Annotated in this window: 17 protein-coding genes and 1 riboswitch; of the genes, 11 read left to right on the top strand and 6 right to left on the bottom strand. The window is 75.2% G+C overall.

The window, feature by feature from the left end; translation table 11 throughout:
* Window positions 1–88 precede the first annotated feature (88 nt).
* On the top strand, window positions 89–772 hold the full coding sequence (locus AB0E83_RS18200) for a hypothetical protein (protein WP_362112175.1): 684 nt from the start codon (window positions 89–91) through the stop codon (window positions 770–772).
* A gap of 15 nt (window positions 773–787) precedes the next feature.
* On the opposite strand, the gene AB0E83_RS18195 is transcribed toward AB0E83_RS18200, so the two are convergent.
* From AB0E83_RS18195 to AB0E83_RS18185, 3 genes are all read right to left on the bottom strand, one after another.
* Complete coding sequence (locus AB0E83_RS18195) at window positions 788–1588, bottom strand: enoyl-CoA hydratase/isomerase family protein (protein ID WP_362112172.1); 801 nt, start codon at window positions 1586–1588, stop codon at window positions 788–790.
* 132 nt (window positions 1589–1720) lie between these two features.
* Window positions 1721–1942, bottom strand: coding sequence for a helix-turn-helix domain-containing protein (locus tag AB0E83_RS18190; RefSeq protein ID WP_006123601.1), 222 nt, complete (start codon window positions 1940–1942; stop codon window positions 1721–1723).
* Between the two features lie 321 nt (window positions 1943–2263).
* A complete protein-coding gene (locus AB0E83_RS18185; protein ID WP_362112169.1) occupies window positions 2264–3862 on the bottom strand; it encodes an ABC-F family ATP-binding cassette domain-containing protein in 1599 nt (532 codons plus the stop codon).
* Between the two features lie 266 nt (window positions 3863–4128).
* Here AB0E83_RS18185 and AB0E83_RS18180 point away from each other — a divergent pair, with 266 nt between their 5' ends.
* Window positions 4129–5022 (top strand): neutral zinc metallopeptidase, encoded by an 894-nt coding sequence (locus AB0E83_RS18180; RefSeq protein ID WP_362112166.1) that lies wholly within the window; start codon window positions 4129–4131, stop codon window positions 5020–5022.
* 103 nt (window positions 5023–5125) lie between these two features.
* The gene (locus AB0E83_RS18175) at window positions 5126–5527 is read left to right on the top strand and encodes a VOC family protein (RefSeq protein ID WP_362112163.1); all 402 of its coding nucleotides are present in this window, start codon (window positions 5126–5128) and stop codon (window positions 5525–5527) included.
* Between the two features lie 22 nt (window positions 5528–5549).
* Here the strand turns inward: AB0E83_RS18175 and AB0E83_RS18170 are convergent, their stop codons facing one another.
* Entirely contained in the window at window positions 5550–6971 is a 1422-nt protein-coding gene (locus tag AB0E83_RS18170) for a hypothetical protein (RefSeq protein ID WP_362112160.1), read from the bottom strand.
* Between the two features lie 402 nt (window positions 6972–7373).
* Window positions 7374–8501 carry a hypothetical protein gene (locus AB0E83_RS18165; RefSeq protein WP_362112157.1) on the bottom strand — a complete coding sequence of 376 codons (1128 nt, stop codon included), beginning with the start codon at window positions 8499–8501 and terminating at the stop codon, window positions 7374–7376.
* A gap of 414 nt (window positions 8502–8915) precedes the next feature.
* Here AB0E83_RS18165 and AB0E83_RS18160 point away from each other — a divergent pair, with 414 nt between their 5' ends.
* The 7 genes from AB0E83_RS18160 (at window position 8916) to AB0E83_RS18130 (ending at window position 17293) form a co-directional block, all read left to right on the top strand.
* A complete protein-coding gene (locus AB0E83_RS18160; protein ID WP_362112154.1) occupies window positions 8916–10187 on the top strand; it encodes an inorganic phosphate transporter in 1272 nt (423 codons plus the stop codon).
* A gap of 37 nt (window positions 10188–10224) precedes the next feature.
* The gene (locus tag AB0E83_RS18155) at window positions 10225–10446 is read left to right on the top strand and encodes a hypothetical protein (protein WP_030492788.1); all 222 of its coding nucleotides are present in this window, start codon (window positions 10225–10227) and stop codon (window positions 10444–10446) included.
* 157 nt (window positions 10447–10603) lie between these two features.
* A riboswitch (cobalamin riboswitch) is annotated at window positions 10604–10683 on the top strand.
* A 54-nt stretch (window positions 10684–10737) separates the two neighbouring features.
* Window positions 10738–11712: a cobalamin biosynthesis protein gene (locus AB0E83_RS18150; protein WP_362112151.1), complete on the top strand. Its 975-nt coding sequence runs from the start codon at window positions 10738–10740 to the stop codon at window positions 11710–11712.
* Window positions 11709–13217: a cobyric acid synthase gene (locus AB0E83_RS18145; protein ID WP_362112148.1), complete on the top strand. Its 1509-nt coding sequence runs from the start codon at window positions 11709–11711 to the stop codon at window positions 13215–13217. Before AB0E83_RS18150 ends, AB0E83_RS18145 begins: the two co-directional genes overlap by 4 nt.
* Before the next feature lie 94 nt (window positions 13218–13311).
* Window positions 13312–15351, top strand: a complete 2040-nt coding sequence (locus tag AB0E83_RS18140) for a putative cobaltochelatase (RefSeq protein ID WP_362112145.1) — start codon at window positions 13312–13314, stop codon at window positions 15349–15351.
* Window positions 15351–15959, top strand: coding sequence for a cob(I)yrinic acid a,c-diamide adenosyltransferase (gene cobO, locus AB0E83_RS18135; protein ID WP_362112143.1), 609 nt, complete (start codon window positions 15351–15353; stop codon window positions 15957–15959). The genes AB0E83_RS18140 and cobO overlap by 1 nt, the downstream gene beginning before the upstream one ends.
* Window positions 15953–17293, top strand: a complete 1341-nt coding sequence (locus tag AB0E83_RS18130) for a cobyrinate a,c-diamide synthase (protein ID WP_362112140.1) — start codon at window positions 15953–15955, stop codon at window positions 17291–17293. The genes cobO and AB0E83_RS18130 overlap by 7 nt, the downstream gene beginning before the upstream one ends.
* 2 nt (window positions 17294–17295) lie before the next feature.
* Here the strand turns inward: AB0E83_RS18130 and AB0E83_RS18125 are convergent, their stop codons facing one another.
* Window positions 17296–18024 (bottom strand): ZIP family metal transporter, encoded by a 729-nt coding sequence (locus tag AB0E83_RS18125; protein ID WP_362112137.1) that lies wholly within the window; start codon window positions 18022–18024, stop codon window positions 17296–17298.
* Window positions 18025–18054: 30 nt separating this feature from the next.
* Here AB0E83_RS18125 and cobC point away from each other — a divergent pair, with 30 nt between their 5' ends.
* Window positions 18055–19632, top strand: coding sequence for an Rv2231c family pyridoxal phosphate-dependent protein CobC (gene cobC, locus AB0E83_RS18120; RefSeq protein ID WP_362112134.1), 1578 nt, complete (start codon window positions 18055–18057; stop codon window positions 19630–19632).
* Window positions 19633–19763: the final 131 nt, after the last annotated feature.

Here is a 19763-nt window from a genome sequence, read left to right as displayed (position 1 = left end):
TCAGCCCCTTCTGGGATATTTCGGGGTTCTTCGCTCAGATTAAGTGCGGTTACCCGACCTCGCCCCAGGGATACGGCAGGCTGGGGCAATGACCACGGGTGACAGTTGGACGGCGGCGGTGCGCGACCGCCTGGCGCCGGGCAGGCTGCTGCCGCTCGGCACGGCGGCGGACGGGGCGTGGCTCGCGGAGCGGGCCGCGCGGGAGGTGCTGGGGCGGGCGGCCTCGGCGGTACGGGGCGTGGTGCCGGGCCCGCTACGGGTCGGCGCGGCGGATCCGGAGCCGGAGGCCGCTCCGGAGCGGCCGTTCCCGGTGCCGCCGGGCGGGCTGCCGGCGGGGCCGCTGCGGATCGACGCGGAGTTCGCGGTGGTGGCGGCGGCCGGGCGGTCGCTCCCCGAGGCGGCCGGGGAGGTGCGGGCGGTGCTCCTCGCGGCGGCGGCGGGGCTGGGCCTGGCGGTGACGGAGGCCGATCTGCGGGTGACGGACCTGCTGGACGAGGCCCCGGCGGCGCGGGACGTCCCCCCGCCGCCGGGCCGGACCTCGCCGGCGGTGGACGACCCGGTGGCGCTGGCGGTGCTGCGGGTGCCGGGCGTGGCGGCGGTGACGGACGCGCTGGGGCCGCCGGTGCACCGGGCGGCGGACGCGGTGCGGGTGGAGTTCGCGGTGACGGCGGACCGCCCGGCGGTGGAGACGGCCCGGGCGGCGCGCGCGGCGGCGACCGCGGCGGCCCCCTCGGGCACCGCGGTCACCGTCCTGGTCACGGAGGTGCGCTAGCGGGGCGGTGCGGTGTCAGTCGCCGAGGCCCGCGAGGTCGCGCAGGCGGCGGGCCTGGGCGGCGCGCTCGGCGACGCGCTGGTCCTCGTAGGAGCGGCCGGAGGCGCCCTGGAGCAGCGCCTTGGTCTCGACGACCGCGTCGCGCGGCGCGGCGAGCAGGGCCGCGCTGAGGTCCCGTACGGCCGCGTCGAGTTCGGCGGCGGGCACGGCGATGTTGGCCAGGCCGATGCGCTCGGCCTCGTCCGCGTGGACGAAGCGGCCGGTGGCGCAGATCTCCAGGGCGCGGGCGTAGCCCACGAGGGAGACGAGCGGGTGCGTCCCGGTCAGGTCCGGGACGAGGCCCAGGCTGGTCTCGCGCATCGCGAACTGCACGTCCTCGGCGACGACCCGCAGGTCGCAGGCGAGGGCGAGCTGGAAGCCCGCACCGATGGCGTGGCCCTGGACGGCCGCGATGGACACGAGGTCGCTGCGGCGCCACCAGGTGAACGCCTCCTGGTACTCGGCGATGACCGCGTCGAGGTCCGCGTCGGAACCCCGCGCCATGTCGAGGAAGGACGGCTCTCCGTCGAAGCCCTCGGGCGTGAAGGCCTGTCGGTCGAGTCCGGCGGAGAAGGACTTGCCCTCACCGCGCAGGACGACGATCCGCACGCTGCCCGGAAGAGACCGGCCGGCTTCCGTCAACGCCCGCCACAGAGCGGGAGACTGGGCGTTGCGCTTCGCCGGATTGGTCAGGGTCACCGTGGCAACGGCGTCCTCGACGGTGAGCCGTACACCGTCCTTGTCGAAGACGAGCTGGGAGTCGTCGGGCGTGGTCATGGGGCGCCTCCGGTTCCGGTGCAGCACTGCATCCGATGCTAAGTGACTGCACAGTAACCACCCGGTCCGCCCCAGGACCGACCGGGTGCCCACCGGGAGGGTCCCGGTGGACCGGTCGAGCCGCCCCCGGCGTCAGGCCGAGGCCGCCTTCTTGCCTCGCGTCGCTCCGCCGCGACCACGCAGCGTCACTCCGGATTCACTGAGCATCCGGTGGACGAATCCGTAGGAGCGGCCCGTTTCCTCGGCCAGCGCCCGGATGCTCGCACCGGAGTCGTACTTCTTCTTCAGGTCTGCCGCGAGCTTGTCGCGCGCGGCGCCGGTCACCCGGCTGCCCTTCTTCAGAGTCTCGGCCACCCGTGCCTCCTCATGGGAAGTGCGCTCTGGACTTCTCATGATCACCCCTCCCCGCTCTCCTGGCCACCCATTCGACAAGGTCCGCCCTGCCGGGTTTGCGGACGAGTACGGCGTCCTCACGATCGGAAGCGCTCATTCCGCGCAGCCGGAACCCGATGTCCAGCCGGATGGATCAAGGAACCGCCAGGTCAGCGACACAGGGGGAACGAACGTACGACGCGGGCCCTGCCGGAAGGATTCAGCAGGGGCCCGCGCCGGGGGTATGAGACCTTCTCACTCAGATGACGGATCCGGCGATGCGCCGAATGATCCAGCCCGGGCTCAGGCCAGGGCGACCAGGTCCGCGTAGTCCGGGCCCCACAGGTCCTCGACGCCGTCCGGGAGCAGGATGATCCGCTCCGGGTCGAGCGCCTCGACGGCGCCCTCGTCGTGGGTGACCAGGACGACCGCGCCCTTGTAGGTGCGCAGCGCGCCGAGGATCTCCTCGCGGCTGGCGGGGTCCAGGTTGTTGGTGGGCTCGTCGAGCAGGAGCACGTTGGCCGAGGAGACGACCAGGGTCGCGAGCGCGAGCCGGGTCTTCTCGCCGCCGGAGAGCACGCCGGCCGGCTTGTCGACGTCGTCGCCGGAGAAGAGGAAGGAGCCGAGCACCTTGCGGACCTCGACCAGGTCGAGGTCGGGCGCGGCCGACCGCATGTTCTCCAGGACCGTGCGCTCCGGGTCCAGGGTCTCGTGCTCCTGGGCGTAGTAGCCGAGCTTGAGGCCGTGGCCGGGGGTGACCTGGCCGGTGTCGGGCTGCTCGACCCCGCCGAGGAGGCGGAGCAGGGTGGTCTTGCCGGCGCCGTTGAGGCCGAGGATGACGACCCGGGAGCCCTTGTCGATGGCCAGGTCGACGTCGGTGAAGATCTCCAGCGAGCCGTACGACTTGGACAGGCCCTCGGCCGTGAGCGGGGTCTTGCCGCAGGGCGCGGGCTCCGGGAAGCGCAGCTTGGCGACCTTGTCGGAGACCCGGACCGCCTCCAGGCCGGAGAGCAGGCGCTCGGCGCGCTTGGCCATGTTCTGCGCGGCGACGGTCTTGGTGGCCTTGGCGCGCATCTTGTCGGCCTGCGAGTTGAGCGCGGCGGCCTTCTTCTCGGCGTTCTGGCGCTCGCGCTTGCGGCGCTTCTCGTCGGCCTCGCGCTGCTGCTGGTAGAGCTTCCAGCCCATGTTGTAGACGTCGATGACGGAGCGGTTGGCGTCCAGGTAGAAGACCTTGTTGACGACGGTCTCGACCAGGTCGACGTCGTGGGAGATCACGATGAAGCCGCCGCGGTAGGTCTTGAGGTAGTCGCGGAGCCAGGTGATCGAGTCGGCGTCGAGGTGGTTCGTGGGCTCGTCGAGGAGGAGCGTGTCGGCGTCCGAGAAGAGGATCCGGGCCAGCTCGATCCGGCGGCGCTGACCGCCGGAGAGGGTGTGCAGCGGCTGGCCGAGGACGCGGTCGGGCAGGCCGAGGGCGGCGGCGATGGTGGCCGCCTCGGCCTCGGCGGCGTACCCGCCCTTGGTGAGGAACTCGGTCTCCTGGCGCTCGTACTGCTTGAGGGCCTTCTCGCGGGTGGCGCCGGAGCCGTTCGCGATCCGCTCCTCGTTCTGCCGCATCTTGCGGAGCAGGACGTCGAGGCCGCGGGCGGACAGGACGCGGTCGCGGGCGAGGACGTCGAGGTCGCCGGTGCGCGGGTCCTGCGGGAGGTAGCCGACCTCGCCGGAGCGGGTGATGGTGCCGGCGGCGGGCTGGCCCTCGCCGGCCAGGCACTTGGTGAGGGTGGTCTTGCCCGCTCCGTTGCGGCCGACGAGGCCGATGCGGTCGCCCTTGGCGACGCGGAAGGAAGCGTTCTCGATGAGGATGCGGGCGCCGGCGCGCAGCTCGATGCCGGAAGCGGTGATCACGGACAGACTCCAGGGCGGTGGGAAGACGGCGGAAGAGACGGCTGGTGGGGGGCGTCGGCGCCGCTAGTGCACCCAGAGGAGAACGGCCATGCGGCCAGTCTAACGGGCGTCTGCAACTGGTTTTCGGCCACACGGACGACGGACGAAGGATCGGGATTTTCGTCTCAGTGCGCCACAGAGGGAACAAAAGGGGCGGAGTGCTGGTGATCGTCCGATACTCGGCGGAGGGCGGCGGTCGGACCGCCGCGGTGACGCGGAGGTGGACCGTGCAGTTCGACGACGACGCCCGTCTGGACACCTCGGAGGTGAAGGACGTCCGCGGCAGCCGCGTCCCCGGCGGAAAGGCGACGGTCGGCGGCGGGATCATCGGCCTCGTCGCCCTGGTCCTCGGCATCCTCTTCGGGGTCGGCCCCGACCAGCTGGGCCTCTCCTCCGGCGGCGAGGAGGAGCCCGCGGCCAGCGCCTCCTCGGCGGAGCGGGTGAACCGGGCCTGCCGGACCGGCGCGGACGCCAACAGCCGCCAGGACTGCCGGACGGTGGCCGTGGTCAACAGCCTCCAGGACTACTGGCGGGACGAGTACACCCGCCGGGGCGGCACCTACTCCCCCGCCTCCACCGTGCTCTTCACCCAGCGGGTGAACACCGCCTGCGGCGCGGCGAGCTCGGCGGTCGGCCCCTTCTACTGCCCCGGCGACCGGCAGGTCTACCTGGACCTGGGCTTCTTCGAGGAGCTGCGGACCACGTTCGGCTCCAGCGGCGGCCCCTTCGCGCAGGCGTACGTGGTGGCCCACGAGTACGGGCACCACATCCAGAACCTGATGGGGACGCTCAGCCGCTCCCAGGACGGGCGGACCGGCGCGGACTCCAACGCCGTCCGCGTCGAGCTCCAGGCCGACTGCTACGCGGGCGTGTGGGCCCGGCACGCGGCGGGGACCCCCGACGACGTCACCGGCCGGCCACTGATCACCCGGCTCGACGACGCCGACATCCGGGACGGCCTGGACGCGGCGGCGGCCGTGGGGGACGACCGGATCCAGGAGCGCTTCCAGGGCCGGGTGACCCCGGAGAGCTGGACGCACGGCTCGGCCGAACAGCGGCAGCAGTGGTTCCGCACGGGCTACCTGACCGGCGACATGGCGCGGTGCAACACCTTCCGCTGAGCCCGCCGCCCGCCCTTCCGGCGGGCTTCCGGCGGGCTGTCGGTGCCGCCTGTGAGACTGTGTCCCAGATCACATTCAGCGGGCACGAGAGGGAGTGAGCGGGATGTCCGAGGCACCCGACATCTGTCCGGCGCTGAGGTACCGGGACGCGAAGGCGGCGATCAGACTGCTCACGGAGGCCTTCGGGTTCACCGCCACCGCGGTCTACGAGGGCGAGGACGGCCTGGTCGCGCACGCCGAGCTGAGCCACGGGAACGGGACGGTGATGCTCGGCAGCTCCGGCACGGGCAGCACGTTCGACAAGCTGATGGCCGGGTCCGGCCCGGTCGGGGTCTACGTCCGGGTCCGGGACGTGGACGAGCACCACGCGCGCGCCGTGGCGCACGGCGTGGAGATCGTGATGCCGCCCACGGACCAGGAGTACGGCTCCCGGGACTACATGGCCCGGGACGCCGAGGGCAACGTGTGGGGCTTCGGCACGTACGCCCCCGGCACGGCGGACTGATCCGGGGCGGCCCGGCGGCCGGTCAGGCCCCTCCGGTGTGGACCTGGAAGGCGGCCCGGCGGACCGCCTTGGCCAGGGCCGGGTCGGGGTGGGCGGCGGCCAGCGCCACGAGGACCTGCACGGTACGGGGGTGGCCGACGGCCCTGACCTCGTCGAGCAGCGCGGGCACGGTGCCCTGGACCGCCGAGTCCAGGTGACGCACCAGCAGCTCGCTCTCGCCGTGGTCGGCGACGGCCGCGGCGGTGTCCACCCAGAGCCAGGTCGCCTCCTCGCGGGTGAGGACCTCGGGGGCGTCGTCCGGGTCGGTGCCCTCGTACTCGGCGAGCCAGAGCAGCGCGTAGGGGCGCAGCGACGGCTCGGCGACCGCGGCGCGGACCTCCGCCTCCGCGGGGGCGCCGACGACCCGCAGCGCCTCGAAGGCGAGGCCGCGCAGCAGGGCGTCCTCGCCCCGGGCGGCGGCGAGGAGTTCGGCGATCGCGCTGGAGAGGGTGCGGGCGGCGAGCCAGGCGCGGTACTCGTCGCGGGCCGGGCCCGGGGTGAGCCGGGCGCAGCCGCGGAGCATGTCGGCGGCGGACTGCTCGATGTTGCCGGCGGGGCTCTGCGCGGCGACGCAGATCTGCTCCAGCTTGACCCAGACCGCCCAGTTGCCGAGGGGGGTCAGGGTGGCGTGACGTCCGTCCGGGCCGCTCCCCCCGTCGAGGGTGAGCGCGCCGACCTCGGCGAGGCCCTCCAGGGCCCAGTCGAGGAGGGAGGGCAGCCCCTCCCCGGGGGCGGGCGCCGGGGCGGGGGCGCCGTCGGCGGGCACCTCGCAGCGCTCCTCGCGGAGTTCGTCGACGCGCTGCCCGAGGAGGTCGAGCAGGACGGGGACGGCGACCGGGCCCTGGGAGAGCTGGAGCAGCGACAGGACCTGCGGCACGGCCTCCACGACCTCGGCGACCGCGCCGGGCGCCACGCCCTCGGGGGCGGGGTGGACCAGCGACCAGGCGTCGAGGAGGGCGACCCAGCCGCGGAGCACGGCGGAGTCGTCGCGGTCCCAGGCCTGGAGCCGCCAGCCGGGGCGGACGGTGGCGCCGTGCAGCTCGACGAGGCCGGCGAGCCGGGCCCGGTCCCAGCCGGCGCGGATCCGTCCGGGCGTCAGACCGAGGTCGGCGGCGGCCCGTTCGACGGCGGCGGGGCCGTCGAGCGGGCCGGAAGCGGAGGCCGGGGCGGCGGTCTGGACGGCGGCCGTCCGGGGACCCGCCTGCGGGCCGCGCGGGGTGGCGGCCCAGCGGGCGATCCGTACGGCGTCGGCGAGGACGAGCCGGGCCTGCCGGGCCAGTTCCGCGCGGGGCGGGGTGCCCTCGGGCGGTCTCGGGGCAGGCCGGGTGCGCCGCGTCGTCGCGGCCCGTCGGGCGGTGGCCAGCGACCGCGGACGGACGAGTCGGAGTCTGGAGTTGCGCGCCAATGGTTCATCGGGCTTTCGAGACGTCACGGGGGCAGTCTTCCCGCTGACGGCCCGAAAGCCCAATCGGAATGCGGCACGCCGTCACCGGGCGTCGCCGTGGGCTGCGCCCGCCGTCCCTGTGGGCAATCGTCCCGCTGGGGCGGGACGGGTGGGCACAGGGACGGCGCCCCCTGCCGGGCCTAGGCTTTCCGGGCCTGGGCCCGCACCCCTTGTACGGCGCCGTACGGGTGCGGGTTCAGGCCCGGTCGCGGAGGCACCGCTAAGGGTGCCGTTCCGTTGTGCCCACCCGTTCCGCCCCTTGCGGAACGCCTGCCCACAACGAAACGGTGGCGCGGCCCACAACGGAACGGCGCGGCAGCACCGCAACCAGCCCCGGCGGGCGCAGCCCGCGGCGGGGCGGGGCTACATGAGGGGGGTGAGGTGGCGGCGGAGGGCTTCTTCGTAGCGGAGGGGGTCCGCGTTCCACATCGCCGCGTGGGGCGCCTGGCGGACCGTGAGGAGGCTGACCAGGTCCGGGCGGCGGGCCGCGAGCTCGACCGAGGGCTCCCAGGGGGCGATCGTGTCGTCGGGCCCGTGGGCCAGCAGCACGGGGACGCGCAGCGCGTCCGGCGCGCTCGCGGCGGCCACCCGGTCGGCGTGCGGGCCGGTGCGGCCGAGGGCGGCGCGGACCGCGAGCGGGAGCAGCGGTCCCGGGACGCCCCGGGCGGCGGCGAGGTTGCGGACGGTGGCCTCCCAGTCGAGGACCGGCGAGTCCAGGACGAGGCCGACGATCCGGTCCCGCACCCCCGACTCGGCGGCGGCGCGCAGCGCCATCGTGGCGCCGGTGCCCCAGCCGTGCAGGACGATCTTGGCCGCGCCCAGCCGGACCGCGTGGCGCAGGACGGCGTCGACGTCGCGCCACTCGGTGTCGCCGAGCTGGGCGAGGCCCTCCGCCGGCGCGGGGGCGCCCTCGTCGCCGCGGTAGGCGGGGACGAGGACGGGGACGCGGCGGCGGGCGTAGAAGGGGACGAGGTTCAGCGCGTGCTCGCGGGTGGCGCCCAGGCCGTGCAGGGTGACCACCCAGGTGGGGCGGGGGCCGGTGACGAGCCAGGCCGGGAGGGGGCCGAGCTCGCCGGGGATCTCGATGTCCTCGTGGGGCAGGCCGAGGGCGGTCTCCGGGGTCCCGGTGTGCAGCTGGGGGGTGAGCCGGACGCGGCTGCCGGGGCCGAGGGCGCCGAGCTCGACCCGTTCGAGGCGGCGGACGACGGTGTCGGCGGTGTGCGGGACGCGGTCGAGGACGGGGCCGGCGACCGCGTGCAGTCCGGGCGCCGTCATCCCGTACGTACCGGGGCGCAGGGAGGCGAGGCTGCGGGTGAGGGTGACCCGCTCCGGTCCCGTGGCGTGCACGGTGAGGCGGGGGTCGCCGGGGAGGGGCCGTCCGGACGTGGCCTTGAGGGCGACGTCGCTGGCGTAGCGGCCGGCCGCCACGGCGGCCGCACCGACACCGATCAGGGTGGTGACGGCCGCTGCCGTCGCTGTAGCCGGGCGCACCCCGTCAGTCTCGTCACGGGGCGGGGAGGCCGCCACCGGACGGGGCCGGGCGGGTGCCCGACGGGGGCCGGGGGGAGTCCGGCGGAGGCCCGGCGGGGGTCCGGCGGGTGCCTCTGGAGAGTGACAAGGGTCTCCTCGGCGGCTGCCTCGTCCGGATGACCCCGCCCGGGGGTGTCCAGGGGGTGGAACGCGGCGGGCGGGCGGAGGGCGGCGCGGGGGCGGCGGGGCCCGCGAGGGGCGGGATCACCGGCGGTCACGGGTGACCACATGGTGGACACCGGGGGGCTCCGAAGGGCTAAGCGGAACCTCGTGACCCCGGTTAGGGACACCGTGATGCCCTGCCCAGTTCACCTTCCGTTCACTCAGGTTGCCTACGTTCGACGAGCCACTGACGTCAAACGATTGCCTGGGTAAATGGAACACATCACGCTGCTGCTCGCCATTGTGGTCGTGACAGCTCTCGTGTTCGATTTCACGAACGGTTTCCACGACACCGCCAACGCGATGGCCACGACCATCTCGACCGGTGCGCTCAAGCCCAAGACGGCGGTGGCCATGTCCGCCGTGCTCAACCTGGTCGGCGCGTTCCTCTCCGTCGAGGTCGCCAACACGATCTCCAAGGGACTCGTGAACGAGGAGGGCATCCAGCCCGAAGTCATCCTCGCCGCGCTCGTCGGAGCGATCCTCTGGAACCTGCTGACCTGGCTGGTCGGACTGCCCTCCAGCTCCTCCCACGCCCTCATGGGCGGCCTCATCGGCGCGACCGTCGCCTCGATCGGTTTCAGCGGTGTCAACGGCGGGGTCGTCGTCACCAAGGTCCTCATCCCCGCGATCGCCGCCCCGATCGTCGCCGGCGTCGCCGCGATGCTGGCCGCCCGGCTGACGTACCGCCTGGACCGGAACGCGGACGCCAAGACCACGGAGAAGGGCTACCGCGCCGGTCAGATCGCCTCCGCCGGCCTGGTCTCCCTCGCCCACGGCACCAACGACGCGCAGAAGACCATGGGCATCATCACCCTCGCCCTGGTCGCCGGCGGCGCGCTCGTCCCCGGCTCGAACCCGCCCCTGTGGGTCATCGTCTCCGCCGGTCTGGCGATCGCGCTCGGCACCTACCTCGGCGGCTGGCGCATCATCCGCACCATGGGCAAGGGCCTCACCGACCTCCAGCCGCAGCAGGGCTTCGCCGCCCAGACCAGCGCGGCCACCGTCATCCTGGCCTCCTCGAACCTCGGCTACTCCCTCTCGACCACGCACGTCTGCTCCGGCGGCGTGATGGGCGCGGGCCTCGGCCGCAAGGGCGGTGTCGTCCGCTGGTCGACCGCCACCCGCATGTTCGCCGCCTGGGGCCTGACCCTGCCGGCCGCCGGCCTGGTCGCGGCCGGAGCCGAGTTCGTGGCCCGTCAGGGCGACTGGGGCGTCTACCTGGTCGCGGGCTTCCTGGTCGCCTCCTGCCTCGGCATCTGGCTCGTCTCCCGCCGCCAGGTCGTCGACCACACCAACGTCAACGACGATGACGACGAGAACACCCCCGAGCCCGCGGGCGTCGTGACCACCGCCATCGCGGCCGTCACCCCGCCGCCGGCCGGCTCCGTCGCCGCCGTCGCGGACGAGGGCCTCAAGACCACCATCCACGCGCCGGCGCCGGGCGACCCGGCCGCTCCCCCGGCCCCCGCCGCCGCGGTCTGAGACCTCCAAGACCTCCAAGGAAACGGGAAACCAAGCCATGAAGATCGACTGGGCAGCTCTCGGCTCCGTCTTCGGAGTCAGCCTCGTGGCGACCGTCGCCCTCGTGGGCCTCTTCACCCTCGGGATCGTCGGCCTCGGCAAGCAGGAGAAGGCCGCCGCCGCGGGCGGCTCCGCCGTCCTCGCCCGGACCGGCGCCTACGCCTGCTTCGCGCTGTGCGCGGCGGCCGTCGCGTACGGCATCTATCTGATCGTCGCCTGACCCGCGCCGCTCCGGGGCCGGGCCCGCACCTCCTCCGAGGGCGGGCCCGGCCTTCGTGTCTGTGGCGCTTCGCACAGTGACCCGTCGCAGGTCAAGGGTGAGTTGACGGCCCTTCGCGGGGCGTGGTGGACTTCCGGGGCCAGTACGGCGGCAATGGAGAGGAAGCCCGGTGCGAATCCGGCGCGGTCCCGCCACTGTGACCGGACCCGCGAGAGCGGGGCCGGGAGCCAGGAACTCTCGCCGCCCGTCACGTCGACCCAGGGCGCGGACCCTGAGTGAGGACACGCCGCCATGCCCGGCCGCACCCCCGTGGCTTCCCGAGCCACCGCAGTCTTCGCGTACGGAGCGGCCGTCGGCCTCGCCGTCGACGCCCTCGTGGGCGACCCCCGCCGCGGGCACCCCGTCGCCGCCTTCGGGCGGGCCGCCGCCGCCGTCGAGAAGCGCCTGTGGCGCGACCACCGCGGCCGGGGCGCCCTGCACACCGCCGTCTGCGCGGGCGGCGCCGTCGCCGCCGGAGCGCTGGCCGCCCGTACGGCGCGGGGCAGCCGCGCCGCCTCCACCGCCCTGACCGCCGCCGCCGTGTGGGCCGTCGTCGGCGGCACCACCCTGGGCCGGGAGGCCCGGGCGATCGGCGGGGCGCTCGCCGCCGGCGACCTGGAGGTCGCCCGGGAGCGGATGCCGCACCTCGTCGGGCGCGACCCCGAGGCCCTGGACGGCCCCGCGATGGCCCGCGCGGTCGTCGAGTCCGTCGCCGAGAACACCTCCGACGCCGTGGTCGGCGCCCTCGTCTGGGGCGCGGTCGCGGGCGTGCCGGGGCTGCTCGGCTTCCGGGCGGTCAACACCCTGGACGCCATGGTCGGGCACAAGTCGCCCCGCCACCGCCGCTACGGCTGGGCCTCCGCCCGCCTCGACGACCTGGCCGGCTGGCCGGGCGCCCGGCTCACCGCCGCCCTCGCCGTCCTCGCGGGCGGTGACCCGCGCGGCGCCGTCCGGGCCTGGCGGGCGGACGCCGGACGGCACCCCAGCCCCAACGCCGGACCGGTCGAGGCGGCTTTCGCGGGCGCGCTCGGGGTACGGCTCGGGGGGACGCTCTCGTACGGCGGGCGGGTCGAGCACCGGCCGGTCCTCAACGGGGAGGGGCGGCCCGTGGAGGTCGCCGACGTCGACCGGGCCGTCCGGCTCTCCCGCCGGGTGACCTGGCTGACGCTGGCCGTCTGCGTGGGCGGCCGGCTGATCACGGACACGGTGAAGCGGAGGACGAAGTGAAGGGTGGGGGGCTGCTCGTCGCCGGGACGACCTCCGACGCGGGCAAGAGCGTCGTCACGGCGGGCATCTGCCGCTGGCTGGTCCGGCAGGGCGTCAAGGTGGCGCCGTTCAAGGGGCAGAACATGTCCCTCAACTCCTTCGTCACCCGCGAGGGCGCCGAGATCGGCCGCGCCCAGGCCATGCAGGCGCAGGCCGCCCGCGTCGAGCCGACCGCGCTGATGAACCCGGTGCTGCTCAAGCCGGGCGGCGACCGCTCCAGCCAGGTCGTGCTCATGGGCAGGCCGGTCGGCGAGATGAGCGCGCGCGGCTACCACGGCGGGCGGCAGCAGACCCTCTTCGAGCCGGTGCTCGCCTGCCTGGAGGAGCTGCGGGCCACCCACGACGCGGTGATCTGCGAGGGCGCCGGCAGTCCGGCCGAGATCAACCTGCGGCGCACCGACATCGTCAACATGGGCATCGCGCGGGCCGCCCGGCTGCCGGTGGTCGTGGTCGGCGACATCGACCGGGGCGGGGTCTTCGCCCAGTTCTTCGGCACCACGGCGCTGCTCGCCCCCGAGGACCAGGAGCTGATCGCCGGCTACCTGGTGAACAAGTTCCGCGGCGACGTGACCCTGCTGGAGCCGGGCCTCGACATGCTGCACGGACTGACCGGGCGCCGGACCCTCGGCGTGCTGCCGTACGCGCACGGGCTCGGCATCGACGAGGAGGACGGGCTCCGGGTCTCCCTGCGGGGCACCGTCCGCGAGTCGGTCGTCGCGCCGCCGCTCGGCGCGGACGTGCTGCGGGTCGCGGTCTGCGCCGTGCCGCTGATGTCGAACTTCACCGACGTGGACGCGCTGGCCGCCGAGCCGGGCGTGATCGTGCGGTTCGTGGACCGGCCGGAGGAGCTGGCCGACGCGGACCTCGTCGTCGTGCCGGGCACGCGCGGGACGGTCAAGGCGCTGGCGTGGCTGCGCGAGCGGGGGCTGGCCGGCGCTCTGGCCCGGCGGGCCGCCGAGGGCCGCCCGGTCCTCGGCATCTGCGGCGGCTTCCAGGCCCTCGGCGCGCACATCGAGGACGAGGTCGAGTCGAAGGCGGGCGCCGTCGACGGGCTCGGGCTGCTGCCCGTACGGGTCCGGTTCGCGCGCGAGAAGACCCTCGCCCGGCCGGTCGGCGAGGCGCTCGGCGAGCGGGTCGAGGGGTACGAGATCCACCACGGCGTGGCCGAGGTGCTCGGCGGCGAGCCGTTCCTCGACGGGTGCCGGGTCGGCTCCGTCTGGGGCACCCACTGGCACGGCTCCCTGGAGAGCGACGGCTTCCGGCGCGCCTTCCTCCGCGAGGTCGCGGCGGCGGCCGGACGCGCCTTCGTCCCGGCCCCCGACACCTCCTTCGGCACGCTGCGCGAGGAGCAGCTGGACCGGCTCGGCGACCTGATCGAGGAGCACGCCGACACGGACGCGCTGCTGCGGCTCATCGAGGACGGGGCGCCCAAGGGGCTCCCGTTCGTACCGCCGGGTGCCCCGTGAGGGGGCGCGGGGCGGAATCCCGCCCGCGGGTGGCCCCCGTGGGCGGTCGCCCGCCGTCGGCGGCCGACAGTCATCTTCTGGAGAGGAACACGCGATGAGCACCCGGTATCCGTTCACCGCCGTCGTCGGGATGGACGATCTGCGGCTCGCGCTGCTGCTGAACGCGGTCTCGCCGGCCGTGGGCGGGGTCCTCGTGCGGGGCGAGAAGGGAACGGCGAAGAGCACCGCCGTGCGGGCGCTCGCCGAGTTGCTGCCCGAGGTGGCCGTCGTCGCCGGGTGCCGGTTCAGTTGTGACCCGGGCTCGCCCGATCCGGGGTGTCCGGACGGGCCTCACCTGGACGGAGAGTCGGAGGCGCGGGCCGCGCGGATGGTGGAGCTGCCCGTCGGGGCCTCCGAGGACCGGCTCGTCGGGGCGCTCGACATCGAGCGGGCGCTCGCCGAGGGGGTGAAGGCGTTCGAGCCGGGGCTGCTCGCCGCCGCCCATCGGGGGATCCTGTACGTCGACGAGGTCAACCTGCTGTCCGACCACCTGATCGACCACCTCCTCGACGCCGCCGCCATGGGCGCCTCGCACGTCGAGCGCGAGGGCGTCTCCGTGCGGCACGCCGCTCGGTTCCTGCTCGTCGGGACGATGAACCCCGAGGAGGGCGAGCTGCGGCCGCAGTTGCTCGACCGGTTCGGGCTGACCGTGGAGGTCGCCGCCTCCCGGGTGCCCGAGGAGCGGGTCGAGGTGGTGCGGCGCAGGCTCGCGTTCGAGGACGACCCGGCCGGGTTCGCCGAGCGGTGGGCCGGCGAGGAGGCCGCGCTGCGGGAGCGGATCGTCGCCGCGCGGGAGCTGCTGCCGAAGGTGTCCCTCGGGGACGCCGTGCTGCTCCAGATCGCCGCCACCTGCGCCGCGTTCGAGGTCGACGGCATGCGCGCCGACATCGTCATGGCCCGGACCGCGACCGCGCTCGCCGCGTGGGCCGGGCGGGAGGAGGTCACGAGCGAGGACGTGCGGCAGGCCGCGCTGCTCGCGCTCCCCCACCGGCGGCGGCGCAACCCCTTCGACGCGCCGGGGATGGACGAGGACAAGCTCGACGAGACCCTGGAGCGGTTCAAGGGGGACGAGCCCGAGGACGACCCGGACCCGGGGCCGGACGGGCCGGGGGACGGCGGGCCCGGTGGTGGTGGCGGGGTGCCGCCGCAGGGCGGTGAGGGGGCCGCGCCCGAGACCGACTCCGTACCGGAGCGGGCACCTGGCCGGGCGCCCGAGCAGGCGCCCGTTCCGCAGGGCGCGGCCGGGGAGCGGGCCGCCGTGAAGGCCGCCGAGCCGTTCCGTACGCGGATGCTGAGCGTGCCCGGGGTCGGCGACGGGGCCGCCGGGCGGCGGTCCCGGGCCCGGACCGAGCACGGCCGGACCACCGGCGCGACCCGGCCCCGGGGCGCGCTGACCAAGCTGCACCTGGCCGCCACCGTCCGGGCCGCCGCACCGCACCAGCGGGCGCGCGGGCGGTCCGGTCCGGGGCTCGTGGTGCGCCGGGACGATCTGCGGCAGGCGGTCCGGGAGGGGCGCGAGGGCAACCTCGTGCTGTTCGTCGTGGACGCCTCCGGCTCGATGGCGGCGCGGAAGCGGATGGGCGCGGTGAAGGGCGCCGTGCTGTCGCTGCTGCTCGACGCGTACCAGCGGCGGGACAAGGTGGGTCTGGTGACCTTCCGGGGGCGGGGCGCCGAGCTGGCGCTGCCGCCGACGTCCTCCGTGGACGCGGCCGCCGCCCGTCTGGAGGAGCTGCCGACCGGGGGCCGTACGCCGCTGGCCGCCGGGCTGCTCAAGGCGCACGACGTGCTGCGGGTGGAGCGGCTGCGGGACCCCTCGCGCCGGCCGCTGCTGGTGGTCGTGACCGACGGGCGGGCCACCGGCGGCGGGCCGGACCCGGTGGGGCTGGCCGCGCGGGCCGCCCGGCTGCACGCCGCCGACGGCACGGCGAGCGTGGTCGTGGACTGCGAGGCGGGCCCGGTGCGGCTCGGTCTGGCCGGGAGCCTCGCCCGTGATCTGGACGGCACCGCCGTCACTCTGGACGAGCTGCGCGCCGACGCGATCGCCGGGCTCGTCCGGGAAGCACAAGTCAACCGCTCTGTCAGGAGGGCCGCTTAATGCCGCAGGGACAGCCGACCGTCGTGCCCGACGACGGCCTCACGACCCGTCAGCGCCGCAACCGGGCGCTGGTGATGGTGCACACGGGCGTCGGCAAGGGGAAGTCGACGGCCGCCTTCGGGATGGCGCTGCGCGCCTGGAACCAGGGCTGGCCGATCGGGGTCTTCCAGTTCGTGAAGTCCGCCAAGTGGCGGGTCGGCGAGGAGAACGCCCTCAAGGCGCTCGGCGAGACCGGCAAGGGCGGCACGGTCACCTGGAACAAGATGGGCGAGGGCTGGTCCTGGATCCAGCGCGAGGTCGCCGAGGGCGAGCAGTCGCACGAGGACAAGGCGCGCGAGGGCTGGGAGCAGGTCAAGCGGGACCTGGCCGAGGAGCGGTACAAGTTCTACGTCCTCGACGAGTTCGCGTACCTGCTGCACTGGGGCTGGATCGACGTGCAGGAGGTCGTCGAGGTGCTGCGGAACCGCCCGGGCCAGCAGCACGTCGTCATCACCGGCCGCAACGCGCCGCAGGAGCTGGTGGACTTCGCCGACCTGGTGACGGACATGTCGAAGGTGAAGCACCCGATGGACGCGGGTCAGAAGGGCCAGCGGGGCATCGAGTGGTAGCACGTCTCGTCATCGCGGCCCCGTCGTCGGGGGCGGGCAAGACCACGGTGGCGACCGGCCTGATGGCCGCGTTCGCCTCCCGCGGGCTCGCCGTCTCCCCGCACAAGGTGGGGCCCGACTACATCGACCCGGGCTACCACGCGCTCGCCACCGGCCGCCCGGGCCGCAACCTCGACGCGTACATGTGCGGGACGGAGCGGATCGCCCCGCTCTTCGCGCACGGCTCGCGCGGCTGCGACCTGGCCGTGGTCGAGGGCGTGATGGGGTTGTACGACGGCGCCGCGGGCCAGGGCGAACTGGCCTCCACGGCGCAGGTCGCGAAGCTGCTGCGGGCGCCGGTGGTGCTGGTCGTGGACGCCTCCTCGCAGTCGCGGTCGGTGGCGGCGCTGGTGCACGGCTTCGCCTCCTGGGACCCGGAGGTGCGGCTCGGCGGGGTGATCCTCAACAAGGTCGCGAGCGACCGGCACGAGGAGCTGCTGCGGGAGGCCCTGGAGGAGTCCGGGGTGCCGGTGCTCGGGGTGCTGCGGCGGGCGCCCGCCGTGGCGACGCCGTCGCGGCACCTGGGGCTGATCCCGGTCGCGGAGCGGCAGGCCGCCGCCGTGGAGGCGGTGGCCGCGCAGGCGGAGCAGGTGCGGGCCGGGTGCGACCTGGAGGGTCTCCTCGCGCTCGCGCGGTCGGCGCCGCCGATGGCCGTCGAGGCGTGGGCGCCGCCGGCGGCGGAGTCCCCGGCGGGGCGGCGGCCGGTCGTCGCCGTCGCCGGCGGGGCCGCGTTCACGTTCTCGTACGCCGAGCACGCGGAGCTGCTGCGGGCCGCCGGGGCCGAGGTCGTGACCTTCGACCCGCTGCGGGACGAGGCGCTGCCGGAGGGGACCTCCGGGCTCGTGATCGGGGGCGGGTTCCCCGAGATGTACGCGGCCGAACTGGCCGCCAACGAGCCGCTGCGGAAAGCGGTGGCGGAGCTCGCCGCCTCGGGGGCGCCGGTCGCGGCCGAGTGCGCCGGGCTGCTGTACCTGGCGCGGACGCTGGACGGGACGCCGATGTGCGGGGTCCTCGACGCGGACGCGCGGATGTCGTCCCGCCTCACGCTCGGGTACCGGGACGCGGTGGCGGTGAACGACAGCGTGCTCGCGGCCGCCGGGACCCGGATGCGGGGGCACGAGTTCCACCGCACGGTGATCGAGCCGGGCGCGGGCGCGCTTCCCGCCTGGGGGCTGCGGCAGCCGGAGCGGAGGGTGGAGGGCTTCGTGCGGGGCGGGGTGCACGCCAGTTACGTGCACACGCACTGGGCGGGCGCCCCGGAGGCCGCCGCCCGGTTCGCGGGGCGCTGCGGGTGAGTTCAGTGGCCGGAGAGGCCCGCCACGAGCCAGATGAAGGCCACGCCCGCGACCGTGCAGAGCAGGGTGGTGCGGGCGGGGTGGGTGTGGTGGGCCTCGGGCAGGATCTCGGCGGCGGCGAGGTAGAGCAGGGCGCCGCCGAAGAAGCCGAGATAGCTGCCGAGCAGTTCCTCCGGAAGGGTGAGGAGGGTGGCGAGGCCGGCGCCGGCGATCGGGGCGATCGCGTCGGCGACGAGCATGGCGAGGGCCTTCCGGCGCTCGTTCCCGTACAGGCTGGTGAGCGTGTACGTGTTGAAGCCGTCGGCGAAGTCGTGGGTGATGACGGCGAGCGCGACGGTGGCGCCCATGCCGCCGCCGACCTGGAAGGCGGCGCCGAGCGCGACGCCGTCCATGAGGCTGTGCAGCACCATGGCGCCGGCCGCCACGAGTCCGACCTGCGGGGTCCTCTCCCCCGCCTCGGCGCCGTGGGCGGCGCGGCGGGTGGCGAGGAGGCGTTCCACCACGTGGGCGAAGAGGAAGCCGCCGACGAAGAGCAGCAGGGCCTGGGGGACGCCGAAGACCTCCTCCCCCGCGGCCTCCAGGGCCTCGGGCAGCAGGTCGAGTCCGACGACGCCGAGCATCAGCCCGCCCGCCAGTCCGAGGACGAGGTGCCGGCGGTCGGTGACGCGCTGCGCGACCCAGCCGCCGAAGAGCGTCATGAGGAACGCGCCGAGCGCGACGACCACAGCCATGGCCCCTTGGTAGCGGATGGGGGGCCTGGTGTGCACGTCGGCGTCGGGGCCCGCTCGGGGGCGACGGCGGACGAGGTCCTGGCGCTGGTCCGGGCGGCGCTCGCGGAGGCGGGCGGGCCGGGGCACGCGCGCGTGCGGGGGCTGGCGACGCTGGACGCGCGCGTGGCGGAGCCGGGGATCGTGGCGGCGGCGGAGCGGCTCGGGGTGCCGGTGACGGGCTTTCCGGCCCGGGAGCTGGCCGGGGTGGCGGTGCCGCATCCGTCGCGGGTGCCGCTGGCGGCGACGGGGACGGCGTCGGTGGCGGAGGCGGCGGCGCTGCGGGCGGCGGGGCCGGGCGCGGTGCTGCTCGTGCCGAAGCGGAAGTCGCGGCGGGTGACGTGCGCGATAGCCGCTTCCGTCCCGTTTCCTCCCGAGAAGGAGGGGTCCGGGGCGGACGAAGTGACGTCCGTCGCACGGTTGTTGCCCTTGACGTGCGGGTACATCGCTGGCGAGCCTGACTCCCCCCACATCCCCACCCCCCACACGACGGCGGACATGGACACCCACACGGACGGCCCTCACACGGGCAGCCACACCCACGACCTGCGTCATCACGGTGACGCCGAGGTCCGGGACGAGAAGCTCATCGACCTCGCGGTCAACGTCCGGACGGACACCCCGCCGGACTGGCTGCGGGAACGGATCGCGCACTCCCTCACAGGTCTCGCGCTCTACCCGGACGGGCGTTCGGCGCGGGCGGCGGTGGCCGCGCGGCACGACCTCCCGCCGGGCCGGGTGCTGCTGACCGCGGGCGCGGCGGAGGCGTTCGTGCTGCTCGCGCGGGCGCTGCCGGTGCGCCGGCCGGTGGTGGTGCATCCGCAGTTCACCGAGCCGGAGGCGGCGCTGCGGGACGCCGGGCACGAGGTGGGCCGGGTGCTGCTGCGCGAGGAGGACGGCTTCCGGCTGGATCCGGCGGCGGTCCCGGAGGACGCGGACCTGGTGGTGATCGGCAACCCGACCAACCCGACGTCGGTGCTGCATCCGGCGGAGGCGATCGCGGCGCTGGCGCGGCCGGGCCGGTACCTGGTCGTGGACGAGGCGTTCATGGACGCGGTGCCGGGCGAGCGGGAGGCGCTGGCCGGGCGGACGGACGTGCCGGGCCTGGTGGTGCTGCGGAGCCTGACGAAGACCTGGGGCCTCGCGGGGCTGCGGATCGGGTACGTGCTCGCGGAGCCCGCGACGGTCGCGCTCCTGGAGCGGGCGCAGCCGCTGTGGCCGGTGTCGACGCCGGCGCTCGTGGCGGCGGAGGCCTGCATGGGGCGGGCGGCGCTGGCGGAGGCGGAGGAGGCGGCGCACCGGATCGGGACGGACCGGGCGCACCTGCTGGCGGGGCTCGCGGAGTTCGACGAGGTGCGGACGGTGGCGGCGGCCGAGGGGCCGTTCGTGCTGGTCCGGATCGAGGGCGCGGACGTGGTGCGGGAGCGGTTGCGGCTGCTGGGGTTCGCGGCCCGGCGCGGGGACACGTTCCCGGGTCTGGACCGGCACTGGCTGCGGCTCGCGGTCCGGGACCGGGTGACGACGAATCGTTTCCTCCAGGCGCTGGACCAGGCGCTGCTGCTGGGCGGCTGAGCCGTCCCGGAAGCGGCTGAGCCGTCCGCGGCGGCTTGAGCCGTCGGCGTACCCGTGATCGGGGACGGCCCGGGGCGGGCGGCGCGTGCGGGCGCCCCCCCCCCCCCCGGCCGGGGCCGGAGGCGGCGTCG

The sequence above is a fragment of the Streptomyces sp. NPDC035033 genome (genome assembly GCF_040636735.1).
Lineage (GTDB): Bacteria > Actinomycetota > Actinomycetes > Streptomycetales > Streptomycetaceae > Streptomyces.
The sequence above is the reverse complement of the archived record's forward strand: the minus strand, read 5'-3'. Positions and strand labels throughout refer to the sequence as shown.